We start from the raw sequence: 14,029 nt of genomic DNA, 5'->3' as shown, positions 1-14,029 counted from the left end.
CTGGACGCGACGGTGACGGTTGATGAGCCGGCGCATGGCATGATCTCGACCGTGGCGGGCCTGCCCGATCTTGGCGCGCTGCATCTCGCTTTGAACCTTTCGGGTCCGCAGGCCGCCTCTCAGCTCAAGATGGATCTTTCGGCCGGAGCATTGACCGCGCGCGCGAGCGGCACGATCGACATTCCGGGCCAGGCGGCGAAGCTCGCGATCGAGGCCCATGCCCCGGCAATGAGCCCGGCCCCCGGCATTTCCTGGAAGAAGATCGATGTCGCGCTGACCACCGATGGGCCCTTCACCAAACCAACCGCCAACGGCCATGTGGATATCGAAGGAGTCGCAGCCCAGGGCGCCAGCCTGCAAACGCTTACCGCCGATATTCAGGGTGACATGGGCAAGGTCGCGCTGAAAGCGCAGCTGGCCGGTATCCATGCGCCCGGGCTGCCGGGCGGCCTGCTCGGCGACACGCCGGTGACGATTACCGCGACCGCCGGCCTCGCTGCCCCGGACGAGCCGGTGCATGTTACGGTCAGCCATCCGCTCGCCCAGCTCACTCTCGACGGCACACTGAAGCCCGACCAGGCGGCCCGTTTCACCCTTGACCTTCCCGATCTCAAGCCGCTTGCCGCCATCGGCCATCAGGACGTTGAGGGCAGCGCCCATATCACGGGCAATGCAGATCGCGCGGCCGACGGCCACACCATGGCCGCGAAGGTCGCGGCCGACATCCATCTGACCAAGGCGCTGCCCCAGGCCATGGCGCTGACAGGCGGCGCGGTGACGCTCGCGGCGGATGCGGCCATGACGGGCAAGACCGTCACCATCAACGCACTCAGCGTGAAGGGCGCGCATATCGATCTCTCGGCCAAGGGCAACCTTGAGACTGCGACCCAGAAACTCGCCCTCGACTGGCAGCTCGCCCTCAGCCGCCTCGCCGATATCGCGCCGCAGGCGACGGGCGCCATCACGATGACCGGACATGCCGCCGGCACGATCAAGAATTTGGCGCTGCAGACGGAGGTAACCGGCACGGTCGGCAGCACCCAGGGCGGTAGCGCCGTCGAGCAGCTTTCCGGTCCGATCGACCTGAAGGTGGATGCGACCGGCCTGCCCAATGCGCCGAAGGCGCAGATCACACTGACCGGCAAGCCTGCAGGTTCGCCCGCCGATATCGCGATCGACGCTGCGCGCGGCGCGGATGGCACGATCACCGCCGCGATCAAACGACTCAGCTGGAAGAGCCTCTCCGGACAAGGCGAAGTGGCGCTGGCGCCTGGGACGACGCTGCCGACCGGCACCATCTCCGTCGACCTCAAGCGCCTGGCGGATTTCCGCTTCCTCATCGGCCAGCCGCTGGCGGGCAGCCTGTCGCTTGCGCTGAAAGCCCCACCCGGCCAGGCCGCCCATCTCGACCTTGCAGGTCACGACCTCGCCTTCGGCGCCAACCGTCTCGCGGGAATCACCGTCAAGGCTGATGTCGAGGACCCGGCCGGCAATCCCCGGATCTCTGCCGATGCGCGCCTCAGCGGCATCAATGCCGGCACGGTGAAGGGTAATGCTCAGGTGACGGCCAAGGGGCCGCTCGATGCTCTTGTGGTGGCGCTGGACGCCAAGTTGCCCGATCTCCAGGGCGCGCCCGCGACCGCCAGCGCGCGCGCGACGCTCGATCTCAAGGGCAGCAGGGTTGCCCTCGCGACGCTCAATGCCGCCTGGCATGGCGAGACACTGCGCCTGCAGGCCCCGAGCCATATCGATTTCGGCAAACAGATGGGCGTCGACCGGCTGCGCCTCGCCTTGGGCTCCGCCACCATCGACGCCGCCGGCACGCTCAGCCCGCGCCTGAACCTCAATGTGAAGATCGCAAACGTGACCCCGGCCCTTGCCCAGCCGATCCAGCCCGACCTGCACGCGGCTGGCCGGATCGACGCGGAGGCGCATCTGACCGGGACCATGGCCGCACCCTCCGGCACGGTCACGCTGAAGGGCACAGGGCTGCGCGAGACCACTGGCCCGGCCGCATCGCTACCGGCCGCGACGCTGAACGCACGCGCTCAGCTCGCGGGCAAAACCGCGCAGGTCAACATCGCCCTCGACGCCGGGGCGAAGAGCCACATGACCGTCTCGGGCACGGCACCGATCAGCGCCACGGGTGCGCTCAACCTGGCGATCGGCGGCAAACTCGATCTCGCGCTCATCAATCCGATCATGGAAGCGCAGGGGCGGCATGTCGCCGGTACTGTCGGGCTCGCGCTGCGCGCCACCGGGACGATGAAGAAGCCCACCGTCCAGGGCAGCATCGCCCTCGATGGTGGACGCTTCCAGGATTACCAGCAGGGGCTGACCCTTTCCGGCATCACCGCCCGCATTCGGGCAGAGGGCGAGAATCTCGTCATCGACAGTTTCAGCGCGAAGGCAGGCGGCGGCACGATTGCCATCAAGGGCCATGTCGGTGCGCTGGCGCCAAACATCCCGCTCGATCTCACCATTACCGCCCGGAACGCCGATCCGGTGCAAAGCGACCTGCTCACCGCCCATTTCGACACCGACGTTCACATATCGGGGGCGGTCTCATCCGGCGTGCTCGCCGCCGGCACGCTGCATATCCGGCGCGCCGACATCAATATTCCGGACAGCATGCCGCCAAGTGTCGCCGTGCTGAACGTCCGCCGCCCGGGCGAAAAGCCGGCGCCCCCGCCCGGCCCCTCGCTGCCGATCAAGCTCGACCTTACGCTCGAGGCGCCGCGTGCCATCTTCGTGCGCGGCCATGGGCTGGACGCTGAGCTTGGCGGCCGGCTGCATCTTGGCGGGACACTCGCTGATCTCCAGCCAAGCGGGCATTTCGACATGCTCCGCGGCACCTTCGATCTCGTCGCCACAACGCTTACCTTCACGACGGGCAAGGTCGGCTTCGACGGCGGCAAGATCGCCGACCCGTCAATCGACTTCGAGGCGACCACAAGTTCGGGCACCACCACGGCAACCCTCTCGGTGACCGGCTATGCGAGCGCGCCCAAGATCACTCTCAGCTCATCTCCCAGCTTGCCGCAGGACGAAGTGCTGGCGCAGCTCCTCTTCAAGTCGAGCACCTCGCAGCTCAGTCCGTTTCAGCTCGCCTCGATCGCGGCGGCCGTAGCACAGATTGCGGGTCTCAATACCGGCGGCGGTGCGGCCGGGGTGCTCAACAGCGTGCGCCAGGGCCTGGGGCTGGACGAGCTGTCGATCGGTGGCGCCAGCAATCCTTCCGGCGCCACAACCACGACGAACAGCCAGAAGCAGAGCGCACCGACGTTGCAGGCAGGCCGCTACGTGGCGCCAGGCATCTATGTCGGCGCGGCGCAAGGGACAAGCGGCGGATCCAACAGCACGGCGGCGCAGGTGCAGATCGACATCGCCAAGGGGCTGAAGCTCGAAACACAGGTCGGCGGGGACAGCAACGGCCTCGGCGTCACGTATCAGTTCAAATACTGAGGCACCACATAGAAAACCCCCGGGGCCGAGCTCCCGGGGGTTTGGCAACCTATCGGTCTGGCGAGGCACCCTGACGGGAGCCCCAAGCCGAGCGATGACCTTATTGCGGGGAGGCCGGCTGCTTATAGTATTTCGGCGCGGTCGGCCCCTTAGCCGGGCTGCTCTTCGTGTAGTCCTTATGCTTGCCGCTGAAGTTCTTGTGGTGACGCTTGTGCTTCTTCTGCTCCGGCGTCAGCGTGACACCGGCGCCGCCCACGGGCCGGGAGCCATTGGCGCCCTGGCCGATGGTGGTCGCCGGCGCCGAGGTGGTAACGGACGCCTTGGGGTTCGGCGGCGGGACCGAAGAATTCGAAGCCTGGGCAAGGGCAGCCGCGGGAGCCAAGGCTAGACCCAGAACGATGGCGAGGGTTGGTTTGAGGATACGCATCAATAACATTCCTGTTGAAAGGTGTGTCAGGCGATCTGGTTCGGCTCGACCGTGGAGGATATCTCCCTGGTGAGCGCATAAGGCCCACATTTGCGTAACAACTCAAGGGATTTTGAGCCTCAGTTGTCTACTTGAATCATGATCTTAGAGAAGACATAGCTCACGAAGTGCCAACCGCAGCCCCGACGGCAGATCCCCGCCGCCCTCCGAACCCTCCGCAAGATCGGCAGGCGCCTCTTCCGCCTTGAGGTATCGCCAGCCCTGAAACGGCTTGGTCGGACGCGGCTCCACGAGCACGAGGGTGGAATCCAAAACCAGGGCGGCGCAGGCGCTCCCATCGGGCCGGCGGTCGGGCCGGATGTCCAGAACAACTTGGCGGCATTGCAGCTGACCGGCAATGACCCAGTAAATGGAGCCGCCCGCCAGGATCTCGGCCGCGCGCTTGGGCCATTGCCGCGTGCGGTGAAGGAGCGGCGGATCAGTGGCCAGCCGTGCCGCCTGCACGTCTCGCAGATGCTCGACATCACGAATACCGACTGAGAGTTTGATGAGGTGGAGCATTGCTCTCCGATCTTAGCTCAAAGCCGCGAGTCGGCGGGCCGTTCAGAGGGGCATGGCAGAATCGGTTCGAACGCGCTTCGCGCGAGGTTGTCATCATCCTATGCTTGACATTCCACCCCCCGCTTCTGCGAAGCTGCATAGGAGGAATAGGAGTCGATCGGCCTCATTGCGCTTGACCCATGACCCGCGGAACGCGATTGGTCCGACGCCCCCGGCCCTCCCCGGTGGCTGGTTAGGATCTCTCGCGCTATGAGCCTCTCAGACTTTGCCTTGCCCCCTTCGCCTCCAGCTTCCGCGCCCTCTCTCTGTGTGACCGATAAGACAGCCGAACCGCGTAGGCTCCGCCGCCTGCACATGATCACCTGGGGTTGCCAGATGAACGTGTACGACAGCGGCCGGATGGCGGACGTGCTCGCCCCGCTCGGCTATGGCCCGGCCGAAAGCCCGGCCGATGCCGACATGGTCATCCTCAATACCTGCCATATCCGCGAGCGGGCGACCGACAAGGTCTTTTCCGAACTCGGCCGTCTCCGCGTCATCAAGGAGGCCCGCGCGGCCGAGGGCAAGGAGACGATCCTGGCGGTCGCAGGCTGCGTCGCCCAGGCGGAGGGCGCCTATATCACCGAGCGTGCGCCCTTCGTCGACATCGTTCTGGGTCCGCAGACCTATCACCGGCTGCCCGAAATGGTGGCCCGGGCGCACCGCGCCGCAGGCCCTGTGATCGAAACCGATTTTCCCGTCGAGCAAAAGTTCGACTTCCTGCCCGAGGCCGCGGCCGCCGAGGAGCGTGCGGTGACCGCCTTCCTGACCGTGCAGGAAGGCTGCGACAAGTTCTGCTCCTTCTGCGTCGTCCCCTATACACGCGGAGCGGAGGCAAGCCGGCCCGCCGCCAGCGTCATCGCGGAGGCCCGCCGCCTCGTCGCCCGGGGCGCGCGCGAGATCACGCTGCTCGGCCAGAACGTGAACGCCTATCACGGAGAGGGGCCGGACGGGCGAGACTGGAGTTTGGCTCGCCTCGTGCGCAGCCTTGCCGAAATCGATGGCCTGCTGCGCATCCGCTATATGACCTCCCATCCACGGGACATGGATGAGGCGCTGATCGCGGCGCATGCAGAGGTGCCGGCGCTGATGCCCTTCCTGCATCTGCCCGTGCAGTCGGGTTCGGACCGTGTTCTGGCTGCGATGAACCGGCGCCACACGGCGGACGAGTATCGCCGGCTGATCGACAGACTGCGCACGGCGCGGCCGGACATGGCATTGTCGTCCGACTTCATTGTCGGCCACCCCGGCGAGACCGAGGCCGATTTCGAGGCGACGATGCAGCTGATCCGGGATGTCGGATTCGCCCAGGCCTACAGCTTCAAATATTCGCCGCGACCGGGCACACCGGCTTCGGGTGCCCCTGGTGCGGTACCGGAGGCCGAGAAGGATCGCCGACTAGCCGCACTTCAGGCGCTGATCCGCCAGCAGCAGGACGATTTCAACGCGCGCTGCGTCGGGCTTGAGTTCGACGTGCTGATAACCGGCCCGGGCCGCCATCCGGGCCAGATCGGCGGGCGCTCCCCCTACCTCCAGGCCGTCCATATGGATGGCCCGCAGGCGCTGACCGGGCAGGTCATCCCGGTCAAGATTCAGGGACTTTCCTCGAATTCCCTGTCTGCCAGTCTTATCATCAATCCCTTCGCACAGGAGCGAGCCAGCGCTTGACCCAGATCTCGGCTGCCGAACGGTCGAACACCCCTCCGATGGCGCATGCGGGCGGAGAGCCCGCGCCCAATCGAGCGGTGACCTTGCAGTTTGGGAACAACGCCTTGTTATCGCAGTTGCTCGGGGATCATGACCGGCATCTGCTGCGACTTGAACAGGCGCTTGGAATCCGGCTTGCCTGCCGCGGTAACCGCATCGCGATCAGCGGTGGTGCGGAGGCCGTGGAGACTGCGCAGGCGACGCTCAACGGGCTCTACACCCGGCTGGAGCGTGGGCAGAAGCTCTCGGCAAGCGACATCGATGCAGCGATCAAACTCAATGCCCGCAGTGCCGAGCCACGCCTGCCGCTGGCCGACCTGCCCGCGATCCGCACCCGCAAGGGCATCATCGAACCGCGCAGCCCGGCGCAGGCCGGCTATATGGAAATGCTGGCGCGCAACGAAATGGTCTTCGGCATCGGCCCCGCGGGCACCGGCAAGACCTATCTGGCCGTCGCCCAGGCGGTCGGCATGCTGCAGACCGGCCAGGTCGACCGCATCATCCTCTCCCGCCCTGCTGTCGAAGCTGGCGAACGGCTCGGCTTCCTGCCCGGCGACATGAAGGAGAAGGTCGATCCTTATCTTCGTCCTCTCTATGATGCGCTGCACGACATGATGCCGGGCGACCAGGTGCTCCGCCGCATGGCGGCCGGCGAAATCGAGGTGGCGCCACTTGCGTTCATGCGCGGCCGGACCCTGTCCCATGCCTTCGCCATCCTGGACGAGGCGCAGAACACCACCCCCATGCAGATGAAGATGTTTCTCACCCGCATGGGGGAGGGAACGCGGATGGTGATCACCGGAGATCCGAGCCAGGTGGATCTGCCGCCCGGCATCAGTTCCGGTCTTGTCGATGCGCTGGCGACTGTCGAGGGCGTGCAGGGCATCGGCGTTACCCGATTCGGACAACAGGATGTCGTGCGTCATCCGCTGGTCGCACGCATCGTCCAAGCCTATGACCAGCGAGCAACGGCCGAACGGGATGTCGCGCGTGATGCGCGGCGCCACCGGCCCCGCGAGAGTGAAAGTGGAACCTCCAAGTAGTTACACGGCACCTGCCTCAACCCCGGACATCATCATCGAAGACCGGGGCTGGCGGCGGCTCGTGCCACGTCTGGAGGAGCGGGTTCTCCGCTCCATCCGGGTTGCCCAAAGTGCCGTCCCCGACGTTATCGTCGACACCGTCGTATTGACGGACGACCGTCGGGTGCAGCGTCTCAATGCCCGCCATCGCGGGCGCAACAAGCCGACCAACGTGCTCACCTTCGAGCCCGCTGGCTGGGGCGTGGGCGGCGAGATCGTCCTCGCGCTCGGCCAGTTGCGACGGGAAGCGGCTGCCGAGCGCAAGAGCCTCGCCCAGCACCTCGCCCATCTCCTGGTTCATGGCGTGCTGCATCTGGACGGCGAGGATCATCACCATCCGGGAGACGCCCGGCGCATGGAGATGGCGGAAAGCCGCATCCTCGCTCGGCTCGGCGTGCCGAACCCCTGGAGGGCGGCGCGATGAGCAGCCATAGCGAGTCCTTCTTCAGCCGCATCCTCTCCATCCTGGGGCGTCGCGGCACCGAGCAGACGCTGCGCCAGTCGATCGCTGATCTGGTGGAGGAGGCGGGCACCCTGCCCCAGAACGCGGGCGAGGAGCTGCCCGAGCTCGACCGGCAGGAACGCGCCCTCATTTCCAATATCCTGCGTCTTCGTGGCACGATCGCGAACGATGTCATGGTGCCGCGCGCGGATATCGTGGCGCTGCGCGCGGACCTGACTCTGGACGAAACGCTGCAGCGCCTGCGGGAGGAGCAGCATTCGCGGCTGCCGATCTACCGCAACGAGCTCGACGACATCGTCGGCATGGTCCACATCAAGGACGTCTTCGCCTATATTGGCCGGCCGGAGGAATTCTCCCTCGAGAAGCTCGTGCGGCGGCCGCTGATGGTGGCTCCCCAGGCGCCGGTGCTGGATCTCCTCGTGCAGATGCGGCAGGCACGCATCCACATGGCCCTCGTCATCGACGAATATGGCGGGGTGGACGGGCTCATCACCATCGAGGATCTGGTCGAGACCATCGTCGGCGACATCGACGACGAGCATGACGACATCGAGGCACCCCTCATTACAGAACGGCCGGATGGCTCGCTCGACATTGCGGCCCGCCTGCCAATCGAGGATTTCGAGGAGAAGGTGGGGCCGGTGCTGACGCCGGAGGAGCGCGCCTCCTCCATCGACACGGTGGGCGGGTTGATCTTCACCCTCGCTGGCCGGGTGCCGGCGCAAAACGAGATCGTTACCCATCCGAGTTCAGGGGCCGAATTCCAGGTGCTGGACGCCGATGCCCGGCACATCCATACAGTTCGGGTGAGACCGCCTCCACCCAAGACCGAGACAGAAGGCACCGCGGCAGCGGCGTGAACGGCCCCAGATGCGCCTCGACGACAGCCGAGCGCATCTGCGCTCTCATCGGTGGGCGCGTCTGCGCTTCGACCGAATACGAGCGCAACTCCACCCCGGGGCGGGGCTTGCCGTTGTCATGGTGGTGCTGTCCTCCCTGCTCTATTCACTGGGCTATGCGATCACCAAATCGCTGATCGAGACCTGGCATTTCGATGCCATGCAACTCTTCGTGCTGCGCTCGCTCCTGGTGCTCGCGGGGCTCGCCGCTCTGCCACTTCTCGGCCGGCGGCCGCCGTCCATCGAACGGCTGCTGCATCCACCCCAGGCGATGATGCAGCGGGCGGCAGCCACGGCCCTCGTTGTTTCCGCCGTGCTCGCGATGATCGGCTACGGCTATCTGCCGGTCACCACGGCGACGGCCTTCAGCTTCACGACACCGCTCCTCGTCACCGCCATGGCTGCGATCTTCCTGCGCGAACAAGTGCCGCCTCTGCGCTGGTGTGCCGTGGCCCTCGGTTTCGCCGGGGTTCTGGTGATCGTGCATCCGGGGGGCCCGGACTTCGGCGGCGGCCATCTCATCGGCGTTGCCGCGGCCTTCGGCTCGGCCGCCCTCTATGCCCTGCAGCAAATGCTGCTGCGCCGGGCACGAGAGACCACGACGACGATGGATGTGATCGCCCAGGCGGCGCTGGTCGGCCTCGTTCTGCTCGGTAGTTTCATGCCCTTCGTCTGGAAGACGGTCCCGCTCTCGGCGCTTACCCTCATCCTGCTCGCGACCGTCACGCAGACAGGCGGGCTGCTGACCATCGCCGCCGCCATCCGCATGGGCGAGGTCTCGAAACTCGCGCCCTGGCAATATGGCGGCATGGTCTGGGCCATTCTGCTCGATCTCTTCATGTTCGGGCATGCACCGGCCAAGGCGGCCCTCGTCGGCGCGGCCATGATCGTGGCGGGTGGGCTGATCTCCCAGCTTCGGCTTCCGGCTCTCAGGATCCGTGCGCGGCCCCGCACGCCTTAGGGTCTGTTGACCCATCGACGGAAGTTGTTGTATCGAACCAGAAATGAATAGACGTCCCGCAGCCTTGTCCACAGGGCGGTGAACAGCGCCGATGCCCCTCTGGCGCTCATGAAAACAGAGCCTCTCGGCCGCGCCTCCCAGGGCGTCTCCTCGAGACCGGCCAAAGTTGCCATGGGAAGAGACCACCATGCCCTATCCCGTTTCGCGATCCGGGAATGAATTGACCGTCGTTCTCGGCATGCACCGGAGCGGCACGTCGTTGACGTCGCATATCTTGAGTCTTCTCGGCCTCGACATGGCGGACGAGATTTCTCCCAACGAGTCCAACGCGCGGGGGCATTGGGAGCGCTGGGAGATTGTTCGTCTGAATAGCGAGGTTCTGCAGTATCTCGGGCAAGACTTCTATGATCCGAGACACGCACAGCCGCTGCCGCGCGGCTGGTGGACAGACCCCGCCATCCGCAGGATTCGCGACAGGATCGTCCGCTGGCTCGACGAAAGGATGGCGGGTTCACCGACCTTCGGCCTCAAGGAGCCGCGCGTCGCGCGCCTCTTTCCGATGTGGCACGAAATCTTCGCCCATCTTGGCCTACGCCCGCGCTTTGTCTTCTGTCTGCGCCGACCGGAAGCCGTTGCGGCGTCCCTCGCGCAGCGGGACAAGTTCCCGACTTCGGAGGGACTCTATCGCTGGCTCGTCTACAATACCGAGCTCGTCAATGGCATCGGCGATCATCCCGTGACGATCATTCCCTACGACACCTGGTTCACCGACCCCTTGAGCAACATGAGGCTGCTGGCCGAGGTGGCGATGCGGCCCGATGAGGACACGCCTGCCTTGCGCAAGCTCCTTGGCATGGCCTTGGATCCGACACTCCGCCACCATGACCTCGCCGGGACGCCGCAGGCGACCGGTGTTTGCGCGCAAGTCCACGATCTGCTCCGGGCCCATGCGCGCCGGGCGCCTCTGAGTACGGAAGTCCGCTTGGCGGCCCATCTTTGCGAAGGCTTTAGCGAGATTCTCGATCCGCTGCAGGCGGAGATCACGCGTCTCGGCCGGGGCGGGGAAACCAGCGGGGAGGAGCAATCCTCGTCGTGCAACAAGGTCAGCCACTCTGGCGCAAAGCTCGAAGCGGCCGGCTAGCGGCCCCTCCCCTTCGGGTCAGTCCGGGCTAAACTGCGGCCACAGCTGGAGGAGAAGCCGCCATGAACACGATCTTCGTGCAGATCAAATGCGAGCTCGGTCGCGCCTATGAGGTCGCGGCCGAACTCGCTGACGAATTCGACAATGCCTCCCAGATCTACTCGACCTCGGGGCATTGGGATCTGCTGGTGCAGTTCCGGCTGGAAGATGGCCAGGACCCAGGGCTTTTCGTGAATGAACGGCTGCACGCGGTACAGGGCATCAAGGACACCTATACCATCATGGTGTTTGACGCCTTCACCCCCGGCGCCGTTTGACCCGCCGGCCCGACGGCCGGCGGGTCAGGCAGGCTTACGCCGCTTTCGCGATCATGCCATGCGGGTCGATCACGTATTTCCGTGCGGTTCCTGAATCGAAGGCCTCATAGCCTTTGGGGGCGTCCTCAAGGCCGATCACCGTCGCATTCACGATCTCGGCAATATTGACGCGGTCATAGAGGATCGCCTGCATCAGCGCCCGGTTGTAGCGCAGCACCGGGGTCTGCCCGGTATGAAGCGACTGCGCCTTCGACCAGCCCTTGCCGAAGCGGAGAGAGAGGCTGCCGACCTTGGCCGCTTCGTCCACCGCCCCTGGATCGTCCGTCACGTAGAGACCCGGAATGCCGATGCTGCCGGCGGCCCTGGTGATGTCCATCATCTGGTTCAGCACCACCGCCGGCTGCTCGCCGCCGGAATGGCCACGCGCCTCGAAGCCCACGGCGTCGATCGCCGAATCGACCTCCGGCACGCCTACGACATCGGCGATCATCTCGCCCAGCCGATCATGCTTCCCGAGGTTGATCGGCACGAAACCCATCTTCTCGGCATGGGCGAGACGCTCTTCGTTGAAATCGCCCACCATGGTGACGGCCGCGCCGAGCAGGCGCGCCGAGGCTGCCGCCGCCATGCCGACCGGGCCTGCACCTGCGACATAGACGGTGGAGCCGACGCCCACCTTGGCGCTGGTCGCGCCATGAAAGCCGGTGGGGAAGATGTCGGTCAGCATGGTGAGGTCGCGGATCTTCGCCATCGCCCGCGCCTTGTCGGGGAATTTCAACAGGTTGAAATCGGCATAGGGCACCATGACGAAGCGCGCCTGGCCGCCAATCCAGCCGCCCATGTCGACATAGCCGTAAGCCCCGCCCGCCCGGCCTTCGTTCACGGTGAGGCAGACGCCGGTATCACCACCCCGGCACGTGCGACAGCGCCCGCATGCGACGTTAAAGGGCACCGAGACGAGATCGCCCTTCGCGACCATCTCGACATCGCGTCCGGTCTCAATCACCTCGCCGGTAATCTCATGCCCAAGCACGAGGCCGGCCTGGGCCGTGGTGCGTCCGCGCACCATATGCTGATCCGAGCCGCAGATATTGGTGGCGACGATCTTCAGAATCGCCGCGTGTTCGATCCGCCGTCCGTCCGGCGCCTCGAGCTTGGGGTCAGGGATGTCCTGCACCTCGACATGCTTAGGGCCGAGATAGACGACGCCGCGATTTCCGCTCATGGGGTTGCTCCGTTCCGGCCAGTCTTCTCAACCGGGCGGGCTGCCCAGCGGGATGGCCTGGATGCCAAGGTCGCGCCTTCCGCGCCGCCGATCAATGACCTCTGCGACATGGGAGCAGCAGATAGCTGCCACTTTTTCGCGGGCGGGGTTGCCGGGGCCCGTGCTTGGTGCGACTTTGCGGCACCCGTTTCCAACCACGTCTGCGAGGACCGTCATGGCAAAAATCCCGGTGAAGACCCCCGTTGTTGAGCTCGACGGCGACGAGATGACCCGGATCATCTGGGGCTTCATCAAGGAAAAGCTTGTCCTTCCCTATCTCGACATCGACCTCAAATATTACGACCTCGGGATCGAGTATCGCGATCAGACGGACGACCAGGTGACGGTCGATGCCGCGAATGCCATCAAGCAGTATGGCGTCGGCGTGAAATGCGCGACCATTACCCCGGACGAGGCGCGCGTTGCCGAATTCGGCCTCAAGAAAATGTGGCGCAGCCCGAACGGCACCATCCGCAACATCCTGGATGGCACCATCTTCCGCGAGCCGATCATCTGCAAGAACGTGCCGCGCCTGGTGCCGCATTGGAACGAGCCGATCGTCGTCGGCCGCCATGCCTACGGCGACATCTACCGCGCCGCCGAGACCAAGATCCCGGGCCCTGGCCGCGTAACGCTGAACTATGTCCCGGCCGACGGCTCTGCGCCCCTGGAACTCGAAGTTCATGACTTCAAGGGCCCGGGTGTCGCGCTCGGCATCCACAACACCCTCGCTTCGATCCAGGGTTTTGCCCGCGCCAGCTTCAACTACGGCCTGGCCCGCAAATATCCGGTCTATCTCTCGACCAAGAACACGATCCTGAAGGCCTATGACGGCATGTTCAAGGATACGTTCCAGGAGATTTTCGACGCCGAGTTCAAGGCCGAATTCGACAAGCTGGGCATCACTTATGAGCACCGGCTGATCGACGACATGGTTGCCTCCGCCCTGAAGTGGGAAGGCGGCTATGTCTGGGCCTGCAAGAATTACGACGGTGACGTGGAGAGCGACATCGTGGCCCAGGGCTTCGGTTCCCTCGGTCTGATGACGTCCGTGCTGCTCGATCCCTCAGGCTCGGTGGTGGAGAGCGAGGCCGCCCATGGCACGGTGACCCGCCACTACCGCGAGCACCAGAAGGGCCGCCCGACCAGCACTAACCCGATCGCCAGCATTTTCGCCTGGACGCGCGGCCTCATCTATCGTGGCCGCTTCGACAATACCCCCGATGTCACGGCCTTCGCCGAAACGCTGGAGCGCGTCTGCGTGGAGACGGTGGAAGCCGGCTTCATGACCAAGGACCTCGCCATCCTCATCGCGAAAGACCAGCCCTTCCTGACGACCCAGGATTTCCTGGCCAAGATCGACGACAACCTGAAGCTCGCGATGGCGAAAGCGTAACAGCGCCCTCGTAATCGGGTCCACGCCACCTCATCTCTCTCCCGCAGGCCTTCCGCCTGCGGGAGTTGAAAGAATGGCGCGCCGTAAACGTTCTTCGGCCGGGTTGGCCGGCCTCAGCCTTGCCTGGAATGTGCCGCAGGTGATGGCGCTACGGTTGGCCAAAATTGCCCGCGGCGGCAAACGCGGTCAGGCCGAATCTCATCTGATGATTTCCGAAAAGATCGCCGCCGCCGTGCAGGCCCAGACGATCATGGCGCGGTCGATGCTCACGGGATCGCCCGAAAAGGGCAGTAATGCCATCACGCGG

13 protein-coding genes are annotated in these 14,029 nt (G+C 65.3%); 10 read left to right on the top strand and 3 right to left on the bottom strand.

From position 1 onward, the window contains the following. On the top strand, positions 1 to 3,465 hold a 3,465-nt coding region (locus VL752_RS03415), incomplete at its 5' end, for a translocation/assembly module TamB domain-containing protein (protein ID WP_325352336.1). A 100-nt stretch (positions 3,466 to 3,565) separates the two neighbouring features. Here VL752_RS03415 and VL752_RS03410 read toward each other — a convergent pair. Beyond that, positions 3,566 to 3,892 (bottom strand): hypothetical protein, encoded by a 327-nt coding sequence (locus VL752_RS03410; RefSeq protein WP_325352335.1) that lies wholly within the window; start codon positions 3,890 to 3,892, stop codon positions 3,566 to 3,568. Positions 3,893 to 4,036: 144 nt separating this feature from the next. Next, positions 4,037 to 4,453: a DUF1489 family protein gene (locus VL752_RS03405; RefSeq protein WP_325352334.1), complete on the bottom strand. Its 417-nt coding sequence runs from the start codon at positions 4,451 to 4,453 to the stop codon at positions 4,037 to 4,039. A gap of 249 nt (positions 4,454 to 4,702) precedes the next feature. On the opposite strand from VL752_RS03405, the gene miaB reads away from it, so the two are divergent. The 7 genes from miaB (at position 4,703) to VL752_RS03370 (ending at position 11,062) form a co-directional block, all read left to right on the top strand. Continuing rightward, complete coding sequence (miaB, locus tag VL752_RS03400; RefSeq protein WP_408863051.1) at positions 4,703 to 6,160, top strand: tRNA (N6-isopentenyl adenosine(37)-C2)-methylthiotransferase MiaB; 1,458 nt, start codon at positions 4,703 to 4,705, stop codon at positions 6,158 to 6,160. 38 nt (positions 6,161 to 6,198) lie between these two features. Then, positions 6,199 to 7,242 (top strand): PhoH family protein, encoded by a 1,044-nt coding sequence (locus tag VL752_RS03395; RefSeq protein WP_325352337.1) that lies wholly within the window; start codon positions 6,199 to 6,201, stop codon positions 7,240 to 7,242. Further along, entirely contained in the window at positions 7,226 to 7,705 is a 480-nt protein-coding gene (ybeY, locus tag VL752_RS03390) for an rRNA maturation RNase YbeY (RefSeq protein ID WP_325352332.1), read from the top strand. Before VL752_RS03395 ends, ybeY begins: the two co-directional genes overlap by 17 nt. Then, entirely contained in the window at positions 7,702 to 8,604 is a 903-nt protein-coding gene (locus tag VL752_RS03385) for a hemolysin family protein (RefSeq protein WP_325352331.1), read from the top strand. The genes ybeY and VL752_RS03385 overlap by 4 nt, the downstream gene beginning before the upstream one ends. Positions 8,605 to 8,614: 10 nt before the next feature. After that, positions 8,615 to 9,604: a DMT family transporter gene (locus VL752_RS03380; RefSeq protein ID WP_325352330.1), complete on the top strand. Its 990-nt coding sequence runs from the start codon at positions 8,615 to 8,617 to the stop codon at positions 9,602 to 9,604. A 187-nt stretch (positions 9,605 to 9,791) separates the two neighbouring features. Continuing rightward, positions 9,792 to 10,745 carry a sulfotransferase family protein gene (locus VL752_RS03375; RefSeq protein WP_325352329.1) on the top strand — a complete coding sequence of 318 codons (954 nt, stop codon included), beginning with the start codon at positions 9,792 to 9,794 and terminating at the stop codon, positions 10,743 to 10,745. Between the two features lie 62 nt (positions 10,746 to 10,807). Beyond that, on the top strand, positions 10,808 to 11,062 hold the full coding sequence (locus VL752_RS03370) for an Lrp/AsnC ligand binding domain-containing protein (RefSeq protein WP_325352328.1): 255 nt from the start codon (positions 10,808 to 10,810) through the stop codon (positions 11,060 to 11,062). Between the two features lie 34 nt (positions 11,063 to 11,096). Here the strand turns inward: VL752_RS03370 and fdhA are convergent, their stop codons facing one another. Further along, positions 11,097 to 12,287, bottom strand: coding sequence for a formaldehyde dehydrogenase, glutathione-independent (gene fdhA / locus VL752_RS03365; protein ID WP_325352327.1), 1,191 nt, complete (start codon positions 12,285 to 12,287; stop codon positions 11,097 to 11,099). A 214-nt stretch (positions 12,288 to 12,501) separates the two neighbouring features. On the opposite strand from fdhA, the gene VL752_RS03360 reads away from it, so the two are divergent. Continuing rightward, positions 12,502 to 13,722: an NADP-dependent isocitrate dehydrogenase gene (locus tag VL752_RS03360; protein ID WP_325352326.1), complete on the top strand. Its 1,221-nt coding sequence runs from the start codon at positions 12,502 to 12,504 to the stop codon at positions 13,720 to 13,722. 73 nt (positions 13,723 to 13,795) lie between these two features. Further along, positions 13,796 to 14,029, top strand: a 234-nt coding sequence (locus VL752_RS03355; RefSeq protein ID WP_325352325.1) for a hypothetical protein, incomplete at its 3' end; no start/stop codon positions are given.

This window comes from Acidisoma sp., assembly GCF_035492295.1.
In the GTDB taxonomy this organism is placed as follows: Bacteria; Pseudomonadota; Alphaproteobacteria; order Acetobacterales; family Acetobacteraceae; genus Acidisoma.
This window is presented reverse-complemented; position numbering and strand designations above follow the sequence as displayed.